Source organism: Paramagnetospirillum magneticum AMB-1, assembly GCF_000009985.1.
In the GTDB taxonomy this organism is placed as follows: Bacteria; Pseudomonadota; Alphaproteobacteria; order Rhodospirillales; family Magnetospirillaceae; genus Phaeospirillum; species Phaeospirillum magneticum.
Genome location: NC_007626.1, coordinates 891,503 through 907,197 on the forward strand (window position 1 = coordinate 891,503; position 15,695 = coordinate 907,197).

Annotated in this window: 12 protein-coding genes and 1 pseudogene; 11 read left to right on the top strand and 2 right to left on the bottom strand. The window is 66.4% G+C overall.

Features of this window, described 5'->3' with window-relative positions; translation table 11 throughout:
* Positions 1-62 precede the first annotated feature (62 nt).
* The 6 genes and pseudogenes from AMB_RS04250 to AMB_RS04275 all read left to right on the top strand — a co-directional run bounded on the left by AMB_RS04250 (position 63) and on the right by AMB_RS04275 (position 7,913).
* Entirely contained in the window at positions 63-1,052 is a 990-nt protein-coding gene (locus AMB_RS04250) for a bifunctional riboflavin kinase/FAD synthetase (protein WP_043743402.1), read from the top strand.
* 9 nt (positions 1,053-1,061) lie between these two features.
* A pseudogene (gene ileS, locus AMB_RS04255) lies at positions 1,062-3,907 on the top strand (isoleucine--tRNA ligase).
* Positions 3,908-3,911: 4 nt separating this feature from the next.
* A complete protein-coding gene (gene lspA / locus AMB_RS04260) occupies positions 3,912-4,430 on the top strand; it encodes a signal peptidase II (RefSeq protein WP_011383277.1) in 519 nt (172 codons plus the stop codon).
* A gap of 4 nt (positions 4,431-4,434) precedes the next feature.
* Positions 4,435-5,022, top strand: coding sequence for a DUF3035 domain-containing protein (locus tag AMB_RS04265; protein ID WP_011383278.1), 588 nt, complete (start codon positions 4,435-4,437; stop codon positions 5,020-5,022).
* A gap of 79 nt (positions 5,023-5,101) precedes the next feature.
* A complete protein-coding gene (locus AMB_RS04270; protein WP_043743403.1) occupies positions 5,102-6,499 on the top strand; it encodes a M16 family metallopeptidase in 1,398 nt (465 codons plus the stop codon).
* A gap of 115 nt (positions 6,500-6,614) precedes the next feature.
* Entirely contained in the window at positions 6,615-7,913 is a 1,299-nt protein-coding gene (locus AMB_RS04275; protein ID WP_043743405.1) for a M16 family metallopeptidase, read from the top strand.
* A gap of 37 nt (positions 7,914-7,950) precedes the next feature.
* On the opposite strand, the gene phaR is transcribed toward AMB_RS04275, so the two are convergent.
* Positions 7,951-8,514 carry a polyhydroxyalkanoate synthesis repressor PhaR gene (phaR, locus tag AMB_RS04280; protein ID WP_043743406.1) on the bottom strand — a complete coding sequence of 188 codons (564 nt, stop codon included), beginning with the start codon at positions 8,512-8,514 and terminating at the stop codon, positions 7,951-7,953.
* Between phaR and AMB_RS26280 the strand changes: the two genes are divergently transcribed.
* The 5 genes from AMB_RS26280 (at position 8,489) to AMB_RS04305 (ending at position 13,696) form a co-directional block, all read left to right on the top strand.
* Positions 8,489-9,094, top strand: coding sequence for a hypothetical protein (locus AMB_RS26280; protein ID WP_148207289.1), 606 nt, complete (start codon positions 8,489-8,491; stop codon positions 9,092-9,094). The two genes, phaR and AMB_RS26280, sit on opposite strands and share 26 nt — an antisense overlap.
* A complete protein-coding gene (locus tag AMB_RS04290) occupies positions 9,024-10,130 on the top strand; it encodes an alpha/beta fold hydrolase (RefSeq protein WP_011383283.1) in 1,107 nt (368 codons plus the stop codon). The genes AMB_RS26280 and AMB_RS04290 overlap by 71 nt, the downstream gene beginning before the upstream one ends.
* A gap of 137 nt (positions 10,131-10,267) precedes the next feature.
* Positions 10,268-11,440 carry an acetyl-CoA C-acetyltransferase gene (locus tag AMB_RS04295; protein ID WP_011383284.1) on the top strand — a complete coding sequence of 391 codons (1,173 nt, stop codon included), beginning with the start codon at positions 10,268-10,270 and terminating at the stop codon, positions 11,438-11,440.
* A 143-nt stretch (positions 11,441-11,583) separates the two neighbouring features.
* Positions 11,584-12,306: an acetoacetyl-CoA reductase gene (phbB, locus tag AMB_RS04300; RefSeq protein WP_043743408.1), complete on the top strand. Its 723-nt coding sequence runs from the start codon at positions 11,584-11,586 to the stop codon at positions 12,304-12,306.
* 265 nt (positions 12,307-12,571) lie between these two features.
* Positions 12,572-13,696 (top strand): HD domain-containing phosphohydrolase, encoded by a 1,125-nt coding sequence (locus tag AMB_RS04305; protein WP_231848967.1) that lies wholly within the window; start codon positions 12,572-12,574, stop codon positions 13,694-13,696.
* A gap of 12 nt (positions 13,697-13,708) precedes the next feature.
* Here AMB_RS04305 and AMB_RS04310 read toward each other — a convergent pair whose 3' ends face one another.
* Complete coding sequence (locus tag AMB_RS04310; protein WP_231848968.1) at positions 13,709-15,622, bottom strand: TonB-dependent receptor domain-containing protein; 1,914 nt, start codon at positions 15,620-15,622, stop codon at positions 13,709-13,711.
* Between the last annotated feature and the right edge of the window lie 73 nt (positions 15,623-15,695).

The following is a 15,695-nucleotide window of genomic DNA, read 5'->3' on the forward strand; positions in this document are numbered from 1 at the left end:
GCTGCGAAGCCTTTTGCACTACCCCTTTGCCCTTGGTTTTTTCCTGGGGCCCGATCCTTAAAATGCGCCTGATCCGGCATTGCGGCGAGCTTTCCCCCGACCACCGCGGTTGCGTGGTGGCGCTGGGCAATTTCGACGGTGTCCATCTCGGCCATCAGGCGGTGATCCTGACCGCGCGCCGCATCGCCCAGGACCTGGGCGTGGCCCATGCGGTGATGACCTTCGAGCCCCATCCGCGCTCGCTGTTCAATCCCGACCAGCCGCCGTTCCGCCTGACGCCGTTCCGCGTCAAGTCCCGCCTGATCGAGGCGCTGGGCACCGATTTCCTGTATCAGCAGCATTTCGACCGCGATTTCGCCGCCATGACGGCGCTGGAATTCGTCGGTGGCGTGCTGGTGGGCTGCATGCAAGCCAGCCACGTGGTGGTGGGCTATGACTACGTGTTCGGCAAGGGCCGCCTGGGCACCGGCGCCTTCTTGCAGAAATGCGGCGAGGAATCGGGCTTCGGCGTCACCGTGGTGCCGCCCGCCATGGCCGATCACGGCGAGACCTATTCCTCCACCGCCGTGCGCGAGCATCTGGTGGCCGGCCGCCCCGATGCCGCCGCCCGTCTGCTGGGCCATTACTGGGAAGTGGAGGGCCGGGTCGAGCACGGCGACGCCCGTGGCCGCCTGCTGGGCTTTCCCACCGCCAATCTGCGCCTGGGCGAGTATCAGCGTCCGGCCAGCGGCGTCTATGCGGTCCGCGCCGGCATCGACAAGGGCGGGGCCACGGTGTGGCACGACGGCGTCGCCAATTTCGGCCGCCGCCCCACCTTCGACAAGACCGATGAATTGATGGAGGTCCATCTGCTGGACTTCAACGAGGACCTGTATGGCCGCCACCTGCGGGTGGCGCTGGTCGAGCATATCCGCCCCGAGCGCCGCTTCAGCGGGCTGGCCGAGCTGACCACCCAGATCACCGCCGATGTGGAGACCGGCCGCCGCCTGCTGGCCGCCCGCCATTTTTCCGCCGCCGCCGGGCCCATGGTGCCCGTCGCCCCTGCCGTCTGAGAGCCCGTCATGAGCGTCGATTACAAGAACACCGTCTTCCTGCCCAAGACCGATTTCCCCATGAAGGGCGAACTGCCCAAGCTGGAGCCCGAGCTTCTGGCCCGCTGGGAGAAGATCGACCTGTTCGGCCGCCTGCGCGCCGCCTCCAAGGGCCGGGACAAGTTCATCCTTCACGACGGCCCGCCCTACGCCAACGGCAATCTCCACATCGGCCACGCGCTCAACAAGATCCTCAAGGACGTCATCACCCGGTCCCAGCAGATGCTGGGCAAGGACGCCGATTACGTCCCCGGCTGGGACTGCCACGGCCTGCCCATCGAGTGGAAGATCGAGGAAAAGTACCGCGACGCCGGCAAGGACAAGGACGAGATCGACACCGTCACCTTCCGCGAGGAATGCCGCCAGTTCGCCGCCAAGTGGATCAGTATCCAGAAGGAGGAGTTCAAGCGCCTGGGCATCACCGGCGACTGGGACCACCCCTACACCACCATGACCAACCACGCCGAATCGGTGATCGCCGCCGAGCTGGGCAAGTTCCTGCTGGACGGCTCGCTGTATAAGGGCGCCAAGCCGGTGCTGTGGTCGGTGGTGGAGAAGACCGCCCTGGCCGAGGCCGAGGTGGAGTATCACGACCACACCTCCATCACCATCTGGGTGAAGTTCCCGGTGGTGACGGCCAGCGTGCCCGAGATCGAGGGCGCCAAGGTGGTGATCTGGACCACCACGCCTGGACCATGCCGGGCAACCGCGCCATCGCCTATGGCGCTGAGTTCGACTATGTGGTGGTCGAGGTGGAAAGCTCGGATTCCGATCTGGCCAAGGTCGGGGAAAGGCTGGTCCTGTGCGCCGATCTGGCCCCCCAGGTGGCCAAGGACGCCAAGTGCGCCTTCAAGATCCTGCACACCCTGAAGGGCGCCCAACTGGCCGGGACCATCGCCCACCACCCGCTCAAGTTCCACGCGAACGCGGCGGGCGGCTATGATTTCCCCGTGCCGCTGCTGGCCGGCGGTTTCGTCACCACCGATACCGGCACCGGCTTCGTCCACATCGCGCCGGGCCACGGCGAGGACGACTGGCATCTGGGCAAGGAACACGGCATCGCCATTCCCGACACCGTGCAGCCCGACGGCAAGTACTTCCCCCATGTGGCGATCTTCGCCGGGATGGACGTGCTGAACCAGGGCAAGAACGGCAAGTACTACTCGCCGGTGGCCAAGCCGGTGATCGAGGCCATGACCTCGGTGGGCAACCTGCTGGCTTCGGGCAAGGTGGAGCACTCCTATCCCCATTCCTGGCGCTCCAAGGCGCCGCTGATCTTCCGCAACACGCCGCAATGGTTCATCTCCATGGAGAGCACCGGGCTGCGGGCCAAGGCGCTGAAGGCCATCGCCGAGACCCGCTTCGTCCCCGACCAGGGCCGCAACCGCATCGGCTCCATGGTGGAGAACCGCCCCGACTGGTGCGTGTCGCGCCAGCGCGCCTGGGGCGTGCCCATCACGGTGTTCGTGGACAAGAAGACCGGCCAGCCGCTGCGCGACGCCGCCGTGATGGCGCGCATCGTCGCGGCCTTCCTGGCCGAGGGCTCGGACGCCTGGTTCACCAGCCCGGCCGAACGCTTCCTGGCGCCGGAGTACAAGGCCGAGGATTACGACAAGGTCACCGACATTCTCGACGTGTGGTTCGATTCCGGCTGCACCCATGCCTTCGTGCTGGAGGGCGAGGAATGGCCGCGCCTGTCCTGGCCGGCGTCGCTGTATCTGGAAGGCTCGGACCAGCATCGCGGCTGGTTCCACTCCTCGCTGCTGGAATCCTGCGGCACACGCGGCCGCGCGCCCTATGACGCGGTGCTGACCCACGGCTTCGTCCTCGACGAGGACGGCCGCAAGATGAGCAAGTCCCTGGGCAATGTGGTGGCGCCGCAGGAAGTGGTGGGCACCATGGGCGCCGACATCCTGCGCCTGTGGGTGGTGGGCTCGGATTATTCCGACGATCTGCGCATCGGGCCGGAGATCCTCAAGACCCAGGTGGACATCTATCGCCGCCTGCGCAACACGCTGCGCTACCTGCTGGGCGCGGTGGACGGCTTTGCCGCGGCGGAAGCGCTGCCGGTGGAGCAGATGCCCGAGCTGGAGCGCTGGGTGCTGCATCGCCTGACCGAACTGGACACCCAGTTCCGCGAGGCCTGCAGCGGTTTCCAGTTCCACGGCCTGTTCACCGAGCTGCACAATTTCTGCGCCGTCGATCTGTCGGCCTTCTACTTCGACATCCGCAAGGACGCGCTGTATTGCGACGCGGCCACCTCGCTTCGTCGCCGGGCGGCGCGCACGGTGTTCGACATCCTGCTCGACACCCTGACCAAGTGGCTGGCGCCGTTTCTGTGCTTTACCGCCGAGCAGGCCTGGCTGGCGCGCCATCCGTCCGAGGACGGCTCGGTGCATCTGGAACTGTTCCCCCAGATTCCGGCGGCGTGGCGCGACGACGCCCTGGCCGCCAAATGGGCCAGGATCCGCGACGTGCGCAAGGTGGTCACCGGCGCCCTGGAGATCGAGCGGCGGGAAAAGCGCATCGGCTCCAGCTTGCAGGCCAGCCCGCGCCTCACCGTGTCCTCGGAGATCCACGAACTGCTGACCGGCCTGGACATGGCCGAGATCTGCATCACCTCGGGGATCCGCATCATGGACGGGCTGCCTGTCGAGGGCGAGTTCCAGCTTGCCGAGGTGCCCGGCGTGTCGGTGGCCCCGGCCCCGGCCGAGGGCGAAAAGTGCCAGCGCTGCTGGAAGGTGCTGCATGACGTGGGACGCGCCGGGCATGAGGGTGTTTGCCCGCGCTGCTCCGACGCCGTCGGGGCGGTGTAGGGCGATGCTGCTGTCCAATTCCCTGCCCCGCGGGCTGTCCATCGCCGGCCTGATCATTTTTCTCGACCAGCTCTCCAAGTACTGGGTGGTCGAGAGGATCATGCGCCCCGAGGGCGTCGACGGAACCCCGTTCTACTCCGCCACCCGCATCGAGCTGCTGCCGTTCTTCGACGTGGTGATGGCCTGGAACCGCGGCGTCAGCTTCGGCATCGGCAATAACGGCGGCGAGTGGAACGCGCTGATCCTCTCGGCCCTGGCCATGGTGATCTGTGCCGGCATGACCTTCTGGCTGGCCAAGGCCGAGACCTTCCTGGTCCAGGTCGCTCTGGGCGGAATCATCGGCGGCGCGCTGGGCAATGTCATCGACCGCGCCCGTTTCGGGGCGGTGGCCGACTTCCTGGACCTGCATGTGGCGGGGTATCACTGGCCCGCCTTCAACGTGGCGGACTCGGCCATTACGGTCGGCGCTGTTTTTCTCGTCGTCGACTCCTTGTTTGCCGGCCGCGATTCGTCTAAGAATTAGGGCCATGAAGACCGATCGCCCCACCGTCCGCCTGTCCACCGCCCGCCTGATGGCTTTGGCCACTCTGCTGGCGCCGGTGGTGTTGTCCGCCTGCACCGACGTCAAGCGCTCGCTTGGCTATGAAAAGCAGCCGCCGGACGAGTTCCAGGTGGTGCAGCGCGCCCCTCTGGCCATGCCGCCGGAATTCTCGCTGCGTCCGCCGCAGCCCGGCGCCGTCCGGCCCCAGGAAGGCGTGACCCGCGATCAGGCCCGTCAGATTCTGGTGGGGGGGCGCACCGCCACTCCCATTTCCACCGAGGGGCGCACCGCCGGCGACATCTCCCTGATGAAGCGGATCGGCGCCGATTCCATCCAGCCGGAGATCCGCGTGCTGGTGAACAAGGAATCCCAGGCCCTGGCCGATGCGGACAAGAGCTTCCAGGACCGCATCATGTTCTGGCGCAAGGCGGAGCCGCCGGGTGCCGCCGTGGATGCCTCCAAGGAGACACAGCGTCTGCGCGAGAATCAGGCGCTGGGCAAGTCCCTCTCCGATGGCGAGACCCCTCAGGTCCAGCGTCGCAAGCGCGCCTGGCTTGAAGGTATCTTCAACTAATCTGGCTTTGCCTTGATCCCGCCATGATGTGCGCGCAGCCTTCGGCTGCGTGTCGCGATGACTCTTGTCTGGAGGTAGGATGACCGCCCCCCGTCTGTGCGCCGTATTGCTCGGCCTGTTTGCCGTCCTGGCATCTCCCGTCCGGGCCGGAGTGTTCGACCCGGCGACCTTCACCCTGGCCAACGGCATGCAGGTGGTGGTGATCTCCAACCACCGGGTGCCCATCGTCAGCCACATGGTCTGGTACAAGGTGGGGGCCGCGGACGAGGAGCCGGGCAAGAGCGGTCTGGCCCATCTGCTGGAACACCTGATGTTCAAGGGCACGCCCAGCGTTCCCCCCGGCGAGTTCTCCAAGATCGTGGCGCGCAACGGCGGCCGCGACAACGCCTTCACCTCGTCGGACTACACCGGCTATTACCAGAACGTGGCGGTGGACAAGCTGGAACTGGTGATGCGCATGGAGGCCGACCGCATGCGCAATCTGGTGCTGGACGAGGCCAATTTCCGCACCGAGCGGGACGTGGTGCTGGAAGAGCGCCGCTCGCGCACCGACAACAATCCGTCCGCCCTGCTGAACGAACAGATGGAAGCGGCGCTGTATCTCAACTCGCCCTATCATCGCCCCATCATCGGCTGGCCCGACGAGATCGCCGCCCTGACCCTGGACGACGCCCTGGCCTTCTATCGCCGCTGGTACGCGCCCAACAACGCCATCCTGGTGGTGGCCGGCGACGTGACGCCTGATCAGGTGCGTCCCCTGGCCGAGAAGTATTACGGCACCATCGCCCGCGCCGACACGCCGCCGCGCGCCCGCACGGCCGAGCCGCCCCACCGGGCCGAGCGCCGCGTCACCCTGAAGGACGGACGGGTGGCCCAGCCCTCCTGGAGCCGGCTCTACCTCGCCCCCAGCCTGGGCGAGGGGGCGCGGGAGCTGGCCTATCCCCTGGAGGTCCTGGCCGACCTGATGGGCGAGGGCGCCACCTCGCGGCTGTACCGCAGTCTGGTGGTGGAGAAGGGCGTCGCCGCCGCCATCAGCGCCTCCTACGATCCGGTCGCTGTGGGGCAGACCACTTTCCGGCTGGCGGCCATGCCCAATCCCGGCATTGCCTTGGACAAGCTGGAGGCCGTGATCGAGCAGGAGCTGGCCCGCATCGTCAAGGACGGCTTCTCGGCCGAGGAGGTGGAGCGCGCCAAGACCCGGTTGCGGGCCGGTGCCGCCTATGGCCGTGATTCGCTGCATACCGGAGCCCAGACCCTGGGCCAGGCCCTGGCCTCGGGCGTTTCCGTCGAGGAGGTGGAGGCCTGGCCCGAACACATCATGGCGGTGACGCCCGAGCAGGTGGCCAAGGCCGCCGCCGCTTTGTTCAAGCCCACCGCCTCGGTGACCGGCCTGCTGCTGCCCGATCCCTCCGCCGGGCCGGCGGTCCGCCGCGCCGTGATGCCCCTGCCGGGCTCCGCCACCAAGGGAGTGCACTGACATGCCGACAGCCATTGTCATCCCGAGCGTAAGCGAGGGATCTCCGCTCGGCACGATGACGTCGGATCGGAACAGCCGTTCCAGACTGGGATTCCTCCTCCCGAAGGTCGTCGGAATGACAGCCCGGATTGTCGGATTTGCCGCCCTGCTGCTGGCCAGTCTTCCCGCCGGGGCCGTCACCGTGGAAAAGGTGACCAGCGCCAAGGGCATCGAAGCCTGGCTGGTCCAGGACCATGCCAACCCCATCATCGCCATGGAAATCGCCTTCAAGGGCGGGGCCGCCCACGACCCGGCCGCCAAATCGGGGCTGGCCGGCATGATGGCCGCCCTGCTGGACGAGGGCGCCGGTCCCCATGATTCCCAGGCCTTCCAGCAGATTCTCGAGGACAAGGTCATCACGCTGGGCTTCAACGCCGGGCGCGACAGCTTCGCCGGGCACCTCAAGACCCTGTCGGAGAACAGGGACACCGCCTTCGAGCTGTTCCGCCTGTCGCTTGTCCAGCCGCGCTTCGACAAGGAGCCGGTGGAGCGCATCCGCGGCCAATTGCTGGCCGGATTGATGCGCGAAAGCCAGGATTCCGGCGCCCAGGCCTCCCGCGCCCTGTTCGAGGCGGCTTTCGCCGGCCACGCCTATGCCCGCTCGCCGCGCGGCACCGTCGAAACGGTCAAGACCATCCAGGTGGCCGACTTGCGGGCCTTCGCCAAGGGGCAACTGACCCGCGACCGGCTGGTGGTGGGCGTGGTGGGCGACATCACGCCGCAGGAACTGGCGCGGCGCCTGGACGAGGTGTTCGGCGCCCTGCCGGCCACCGGCCCGCTGGGAGACATTCCCGAGGTGGTGGCCCATCTCCCGGCCGGGCTGGTGGTGATTCCCAAGGACAATCCCCAGACCACCGCCCTGTTCGCCCTGCCGGGCCTGCGCCGCGACGATCCCGACTGGTACGCCGCCTATGTGGTGAACTACATCCTGGGCGGCGGCGGCTTTTCGTCGCGCCTGACCGAGGAGGTGCGGGAAAAGCGCGGCCTGGCCTATTCCGTCACCTCCTATCTGTCGCCCTATGCTCATTCGGGACTGATCGTCGGCTCGGTGGCCACCGAGAACTCGCGCTTCGCCGAATCGGTCCGTCTGATCAAGGAGGAGTTCCGCCGCATGCGCGACGAGGGGCCAAGCGAGACGGAACTGGCCGACGCCAAGACCTATCTCAACGGCTCGTTCCCGCTGTCGCAGGATTCCACCACCGCCATCGCCACTCTGCTGGTGCAGATGCAGGTGGACCGGCTGGGCATCGACTTCCTCGACCGGCGGGCTTCGGTGATCGGGGCGGTGAGCCTGGGCGACGCGCGCCGCGCCGCCAAGCGGTTGCTTGACGCCGACGCCCTGTCCTTCGTGGCGGTGGGAAAGCCGGCCCGGTAGGGGAAGAAAGGGAAGCGGGCGTGATGCCCGCTTCGCCCTATTTCTTCTTGGTCAGCTGGTCGATCTGCTTTTGCAGGGCCGAGACGCTGGCCTGCAGATCCTCGACCTTGGGCGAGGAGCCGTCGGCGCCCTGGGGATAGAAGGGCGAGAACATCTTCATGGCGCTTTCCATGAAGGCCATGTTCTTCTTGCCCATCTCCTCGAACGGGCCGAAGGGGAACATCCCTTCCAAGGCGTTGCGCATATAGTCGCGCATCTGCGCCTCGTTATGGGAGAAGGCCTGCATGGAATATTCCAGGTAGCGCGGCACCAGCCCGCCCAGGGAATCGCCGTAAAAGCCAATCAGCTGGCGCAGGAAGCTGATGGGCAGCAGGTTCTGGCCGCCCTTGGACTCTTCCTCGACGATGATCTGGGTCAGAACCGAGCGGGTGATATCCTCGCCCGTCTTGGCGTCGTAGACCACGAAATCGTCGCCATCCTTCACCATCTGTGACAGATGGTCCAGGGTGACGTAGCTGCTGGTCGCCGTGTTGTACAGGCGGCGGTTGGCATACTTCTTGATCGTGATCGGGGCCTTGGCGGAGGTCTGGGACTCTGACATCTGCTGTTTGTCTCGATTCTATCCGGAGGGCGGCATTGCCCGCTGCATTGCACCAATAGTAACAGAATTTTACGTGGCGCGTCGATTGGCAACAATTTTCTTGCGCCGCCATGAAATCGCCCCCACCCGTATGGTCAAGGAAGGGAGGCTGGGCTATGATCCGGCCATGTCCGATGCGCCCCCTGATTTCAAGGCGCTCGCGCGCCGCTATCTCGACCTGTGGCAGGAGCAGGTGGCGGCCGTGGCCGCCGACCCCGCCCTCGCCGAGGCTGTCGCCCGCGGCGTCGCCATGATGACGCAAAGTGCCGCCGCGGTGGCCCAGGCCACCGGGCTGAAGGTGAACCAACCCGATGGTGGACCGAAAGCGGAAAACACGTCCCAGCAGCCCGGCGGTCCGGACGGGGCCGCGTCCCCTGGCGCTGCACCTCATGACCCACGCCTCGACCCTGACGAGCTCGCGCGCCGCGTTACCGCACTTGAAGGACGGATCGCTCGGCTGGAAGCCGCCCTTGGCGGAGGCGGGGCGGACCCTGGCGCAAAGCCTCGACGCGGCCGGACCCGACGCTTGGACTCGGCTTGACGAGGCCATCGCCGCCGAGGCCGTCCGCCGTCACGACGCCTTTCTCGACGGCATAGAGGCCTATCGCCACCATCCCTATCGGCGGGATCTGCCGCCGGCCCCCGAGGCCTGGCGCCAGGGCACCACCTCGCTGCGGGATTACCGCCAGCCCGAAAGCGACGATGCCCGCCCGGTGCTGGTGATCCCCTCGCTGATCAACCGCGCCTATATCCTCGACCTCAGCGAAAAGCGCAGCCTGATGCGCTATCTCGCCGCCAAGGGATTGGCGCCGTTCCTGGTGGATTGGGATGCGCCGGGCGAGGCGGAGAAGAGCTTCACCCTGACCGATTACATCGCCGGACGGCTGGAGGCGGCGCTGGACGAGGTGGTGCGCCTGACCGGGCATCGGCCGGCGGTGGTGGGCTATTGCATGGGCGGGCTGTTGGCCCTGGCCCTGGCCCAGCGCCGCCCCGACGCGGTCTCGGCGCTGGTGCTGCTGGCCACGCCTTACGACTTCGTCACCGGGCGCGAGGCCAACGCCGTCCTGATGAAGGCCCTGGCCCAGCCCATGGGCGGGCTGATCGACGGGGTGGGGGAGGTGCCGGTGGACATGCTCCAGGCCATGTTCGCCGGGCTGGACCCCGGCCTCGCCGCCCGCAAGTTCATGGCTTTTGCCCGCTTGAAGCGCAGAAGCGCCCGGGCGCGGGACTTCGTCGCCCTGGAGGATTGGGCCAATGACGGTGTTCCGCTGGCCGGGCCGGTGGCGCGGGAATGCCTGTTCGGCTGGTATGGGGAAAATGATCCCGTCGAGGGGCGCTGGTGTATCGAAGGCAGGCCTGTCAACCCCGGCGAGGTTACAGTTCCCACCCTGGTCATGATCCCTCAGCGCGACAGGATTGTGCCGCCCGTATCCGCTTTACCATTGTGGGAACGCATCCCAAGTGCCAAGCTGATGAGGCTGTCCGGCGGGCATGTGGGCATGCTGACCGGACCGCGCGCCAAGACCGAGGTTTATGGCCCGCTCATGCGTTGGCTGCACCGCAGGGCAGGCACTTAGAACGGTTGCAGAAGGGGTAAGCGAAGCGTTATGACATCTGGGGGAGACATCTTTCTGGAACAACGCCAGAAAGTGCGCCTTCCCCACGTGGTCCCGCCCCTTGCGGCCTTATAACCACCCGAGGAGACAACAAGCTCATGACCGACATCGTTATCGCCGCCGCCACCCGCACTCCCGTCGGCTCGTTCAACGGCTCGCTGGCCGGGTTGCAGGCGGCCCAGCTGGGCGAGATCGTCATCCGCGAGGCGCTGAAGCGCGCCGGGGTGGAGGCCGAGGCCGTTGACGAGGTGCTGCTGGGTCACATTCTGACCGCCGGCTGTGGCCAGAACACCGCCCGTCAGGCCGCCATCAAGGCCGGCGTGCCCAACACCGCCACCGCCATGGCCATCAACCAGCTGTGCGGCTCGGGCCTGCGCGCCGTGGCCCTGGGCTTCCAGGCCATCAAGCTGGGCGACGCCAATATCATCGTCGCCGGCGGCCAGGAAAGCATGAGCAACGCCCAGCACGCCATCTACATGCGTGGCGGCGTCAAGATGGGCGACGCCAGTCTGGTCGATACCATGATCAAGGACGGCCTGACCGACGCTTTCAGCCCGATCCATATGGGCATCACCGCCGAGAACCTGGCCGAGAAGTTCCAGATCACGCGCGAGGAGCAGGACGCCTTCGCCCTGGGCTCTCAGAACAAGGCCGAAGCCGCCTCCAAGGCCGGTCGCTTCAAGGATCAGATCGTGCCGGTGACCATCACCGTCAAGCGCGAGGAGAAGCTGTTCGACACCGACGAGTTCATCCGCATGGGCTGCACCCTGGACCAGATCGCCAAGCCCAAGCCCGCCTTCAAGAAGGACGGCACGGTGACCGCCGCCAACGCCTCGGGCATCAATGACGGCGGCGCCGCCCTGGTGCTGATGACCGCCAAGGAAGCCGACAAGCGCGGCATCAAGCCGCTGGCCCGTATCGCCGGCTGGGCCACCGCCGGCACCGATCCCAACACCATGGGCTACGGCCCGGTCCCCGCCACCCAGAAGCTGCTGGCCAAGCTGGGCTGGAAGCACGAGGACCTCGACCTGATCGAAGCCAACGAGGCTTTCGCCGCCCAGGCTATCGCCGTCAACAAGGGCATGGGCTGGGATACCTCCAAGGTTAATGTCAACGGCGGCGCCATCGCCATCGGCCACCCCATCGGCGCCTCGGGCGCCCGTATCCTGGTCGACCTGCTGTACGAAATGGGCCGCCGCGACGCCAAGAAGGGCCTTGCCACCCTGTGCATCGGCGGCGGCATGGGCATCGCCCTTTGCGTCGAGCGTTGATCTAGTCAGGTTCTTTAGAAAAGGGGAGCCGCGCCCGCCCGGCGGCTCCCCCGTTTTTTCCCAGGGTGGGAATACAGATCGGACAGCCGGAGCATACCGGCATCAAAGATCCGAGCGGAGACACAGTGATAGAGGAGAAGTCCATGGGTCGTTTAGCAATTGTGACCGGCGGCACCCGCGGCATTGGCCGCGAGATTTCGGTGACCCTGAAGAAGGCCGGCTACAAGGTGGTGGCCAATTACGGCGGAAATGACGAGGCCGCGGCCAAGTTCACCGCCGAGACCGGCATCCCGTCCATGAAGTGGGACGTCGGCAGCTACCCCGCCTGCGAAGCCGCCATCGCCAAGATCGTCGCCGAGCACGGCCCCGTCGAGATCATCGTCAACAATGCCGGCATCACCCGTGACGCCACCCTGCATCGCATGAGCTACCAGATGTGGGAAGAGGTCATTCACACCAACCTGACCTCCTGCTTCAACATGGCGCGTCTGGCCATCGATTCCATGCGTGAGCGCGGCTTCGGCCGCATCGTCAACATCGGCTCCATCAACGGTCAGGCCGGTCAGTACGGCCAGGTCAACTATGCCGCCGCCAAGTCGGGCATCCACGGCTTCACCAAGGCCCTGGCCCAGGAAGGCGCCGCCAAGAACATCACCGTCAACGCCATCGCGCCGGGCTATGTGGATACCGACATGGTCCGTGCCGTGCCGCCGGCGGTGCTGGAAAAGATCATCGCCAAGATCCCGGTGGGCCGTCTGGGCCGCGCCGAGGACATCGCGCGCTGCGTCATGTTCCTGATCGCCGACGAAGCCGATTTCATCACCGGCTCGACCCTGTCGGTCAATGGCGGCCAGCACATGTACTGATCCGGTTTTCCGGTTCGGCTCTAATGGGAAAGCCCTCGTCCTTTGGGACGGGGGCTTTCTTTTTGACGCAATTTCCGTCGTGGCGCCAATCCACGGGTGGAATTTGGTTCGCCTTCCTCACTCTGCGCATATTGCGTATTGCTACGGCCTACCACATACTGAAGGCGTGGGCTTTGGTGATGTGAGGCATAGTAATGGCGGTTTCCTGCCGTGGGGCGAGGGCTCATCCTTTATGTGCAGCCGTCGCTTGCCGGGAAGGTGCCCTGTGATTCTTGGGGCGGCTCCCAATCCCCATATGGCCGATCATTCGCGCAAGATCCTGGTGGCGGTGGTCGACGCCCATGCGGGGCATCGCAACCAGGTGGCCTCCGCCCTGATGTCGTTCTATCAGGTGGCGGCCTTCGACAACTTCGATCAGGCCATGGAAGCCCTGGTCAGGACGCCGCCCTGCGTGGTGCTGCTGGACGAGCGGATCGTGCCGCGTGCCGGCGGCGACCCCATCGCGCTGACCCGCCAGCTGCTGAGGGGGGTGCCTATCATCCGCACCCTGGCGCGGCACCCGTCGCAATTGGGCAGCGCCCTGTATGATACCGATGCCTGTCTGGAAAAGCCCTATCGCCGTTCGACGCTGATCAAGACCATTTCCAGCCTGGTCAACAAGACGGTTGAGGCGGAATGGGAGACCTTGGCGCCGCAATACCGCGAGTCGCTGCGTCGGACCGTGGACAGCTTCAACAACATCTCGGACCTCATCGACAAGGGCGAGCCCCTGGTCTACACCGAGATCACCGAGGCCTGCGGCCCCCTGGTGGATGCGGTCAGCAACCACGATTTCAAGGTGATCCTCAACGGGGTCAAGGGCCATGACAACTACTCCTACGTCCACTCGCTGCGGGTGGCGACGCTGCTGTCGCTGTTCGGCCACACCATCGGGCTGAAGGGCGAGGATCTCAACCTGCTGGCCAGCGGCGGGCTGCTGCACGACATCGGCAAGATGACCATCCCCCACGAGGTGCTGAACAAGCCCGGCCGGCTGGACGACGTGGAACTGCAGGTCATGCGTAGCCATGTGAGCAAATCCGTGGATTATCTCAAGCTGTGCGACCATCTGCCCAAGGGCGTGCTGACCATCGCCGCCCAGCACCACGAAAAGCTCGACGGCAAGGGCTACCCCCACGGCCTTCACGGCTCGCAGCTCAACGAGCTGGCGCGCATGGCTTCCATCGTCGATATCTTCGGGGCGCTGACCGATCGCCGGGTCTACAAGGAGCCCATGTCCCCCGAGGACGCTCTGACCCTGATGACCGAGCGCATGGGCGGCGAGATCGACCAGTCGCTGCTGGCCCTGTTCCGCGCCATGCTGCTGGACGCGGCCACTCCCACGGCGTGACCCGCGGCGTTCTCAGAAGCTGACGGTGGCCTGAACGAAGGCACTGCGCCCCGGCGCCCATTGCAGCTTGGTCGTGGGGCTTTGCGGCAGCGGGTTGACGTGCAGGTGATAGTGCTTGTCAAGCACGTTGGCGATGCCGGCGGTGAGGGCGGCGCGTTCCCCCAGTGCGACGCCGGCGAACAGGTCAAGCAGCGCCCAGCCGGCGGTGCCGCCCGCCGTGTCCTCGGCCGATCCCGTGGAGGAATAGGCGTCGATTCGGTTCTGGCTGGCGGCGAAGCTGAGGCGTGCGCCCGCCGATCCCACGGTGTCGGGGGCCAGTTCGCGCCGGTGCTCGATCACCATCTCACCGTCCAGCGGCGGGATCTGGTAGAGAGGGCGCGAATCGGTCAGGTTCTCGCCGCGTGTCCACGACAGCTTGGCTCGCGCCCCCCAGCCCTCCGAGACCTGCCACCAGGCTTCCAGGGCGGTTCCCGCCAGATAGGCGTCCACATTGCGGTAGATGATGGCGCCGTCGCTTCTGGCGATGCCGGTCTGGCCCCTGGCCCGGTCGGCGGTGATGAAATCCACCACGCGGTCGCCATAGCCCGAGACCGCCACCCGCCACGACCCCGTCGGATTGCCCGGCGCGAAATTGCCCTTGAAGCCGCCGCCGTCCTGACGCGCTCCCAGCTCGAAGCGATGATGGGCCTCGGGATTCAGTTGCGGGTTGCCCACCTGGGTGAGGGCGGTGGGGCCGGAATTGGCATAGAAGCGCTCGCCCGCATCCGGGCTGCGCACGGCCCGGCGCAGATCGGCATGCAGGCGCCCGGTACGGTCCTCGGTGTCGTGGGCCACCAGAATCCGGCCGCTGACATTGAGATTGGTCGGGTTGGAATCGACGTTGCCGCCGTAATAGCGGTTCCACAATTGCTGTGGCGTAACCTGGAACGACGAGGCCCCCGAGCCGGAGACCGGTGGCAATTGGCTGCGCTCGTTGGGGTCCGAGTGGATGGCGTCCAGGCGCAGGGCGGCGCTGAGGGAATCCTGCGGCGACAGCTTGGTGGCGGTGGCGAAGGTCAGCCCGCCTTGCAGCGTTTGGACATCGGGCATGCGATGGACGGCCTGCCCCTGGGCGGGGTAAAGGGCATCGATGTCAATGTTGTACTTCAACAGGCCGAAATCCGCCGTCACCGTATTGCGGAACGAGCCGGTGGCGAACTCGCCGCGCACCAGCCCGCGCGCGGTGGTCCACAGGCCGTTGTATTTGAGGCCCAGGCTGCCCCGGTCCCTCAGGGAGGTGTTGTCGGCATCGTAGCTCAGCGCATCGAATACCAGTCCGGCCTCAACCCGGTTCAGCGCCGAGTCGGTCGGCGCGTGCTCGAACACCGTCGAGGCGAGGTAGCGGTCCAGCCGGGTAGCGTCGATGCCGTAATTGGGGATGCGGTGGTGGGAGAAGGCGTCGCGCATGACGAAGCCGGACAGGCGGCTTTTGGGCGCGGGGCGCCAGGCGGCGGCCAATTGGGTGTTGATGCGGTCGTAGCCGTAATTCACCCGCTGTCCGGCACCGTCTTCATAGGGCTTGACGTGGTCGTGCCGCGCACCGGCCCAGAGGGATGCGTCCCCCAGCTCGGTATTGGCCAGTCCCGCCTCGGTGGACACCACGCCGTTGCCCTGGAAGCCGCCGGTAAGTGCAACATTGCCCGCCGCCGCCACGGCGCGGCGTTGGGCGAAGAACTCGGTGGGCCAAGCGGTCTTGGCCGGCATCAGCGGCTCGGCCACCGGCAGGTCGGTCAGCGGGATGGTCGGCGGCAGGTCCTGGCCGGCGTGCCGCCCCATATAGCGGGTGTCGATGAACGACTGATCGGGCAGCAGCTTGGGCGGTTCGGCCGCGGGGGCGGATTCGGCAAGCGCCCCCATGGCCACCAGCACCGGCAGACCGCGCAGCAAAATCTGTCTTGGATGACGCCCCCGTCTCATGCTTTCTAGAACTAATGGGATTGGACACCCAAAGGCAAGTCAA

What these genes read in the sequence shown, in the direction of transcription:
- AMB_RS04250 (WP_043743402.1), top strand. Translation starts at nt 63, where the DNA reads ATGCGCCTGATCCGGCATTGCGGCGAGCTTTCCCCCGACCACCGCGGT.
- lspA (WP_011383277.1), top strand. Translation starts at nt 3,912, where the DNA reads ATGCTGCTGTCCAATTCCCTGCCCCGCGGGCTGTCCATCGCCGGCCTG.
- AMB_RS04265 (WP_011383278.1), top strand. Translation starts at nt 4,435, where the DNA reads ATGAAGACCGATCGCCCCACCGTCCGCCTGTCCACCGCCCGCCTGATG.
- AMB_RS04270 (WP_043743403.1), top strand. Translation starts at nt 5,102, where the DNA reads ATGACCGCCCCCCGTCTGTGCGCCGTATTGCTCGGCCTGTTTGCCGTC.
- AMB_RS04275 (WP_043743405.1), top strand. Translation starts at nt 6,615, where the DNA reads ATGACAGCCCGGATTGTCGGATTTGCCGCCCTGCTGCTGGCCAGTCTT.
- phaR (WP_043743406.1), bottom strand. Translation starts at nt 8,514, where the DNA reads ATGTCAGAGTCCCAGACCTCCGCCAAGGCCCCGATCACGATCAAGAAG.
- AMB_RS04295 (WP_011383284.1), top strand. Translation starts at nt 10,268, where the DNA reads ATGACCGACATCGTTATCGCCGCCGCCACCCGCACTCCCGTCGGCTCG.
- phbB (WP_043743408.1), top strand. Translation starts at nt 11,584, where the DNA reads ATGGGTCGTTTAGCAATTGTGACCGGCGGCACCCGCGGCATTGGCCGC.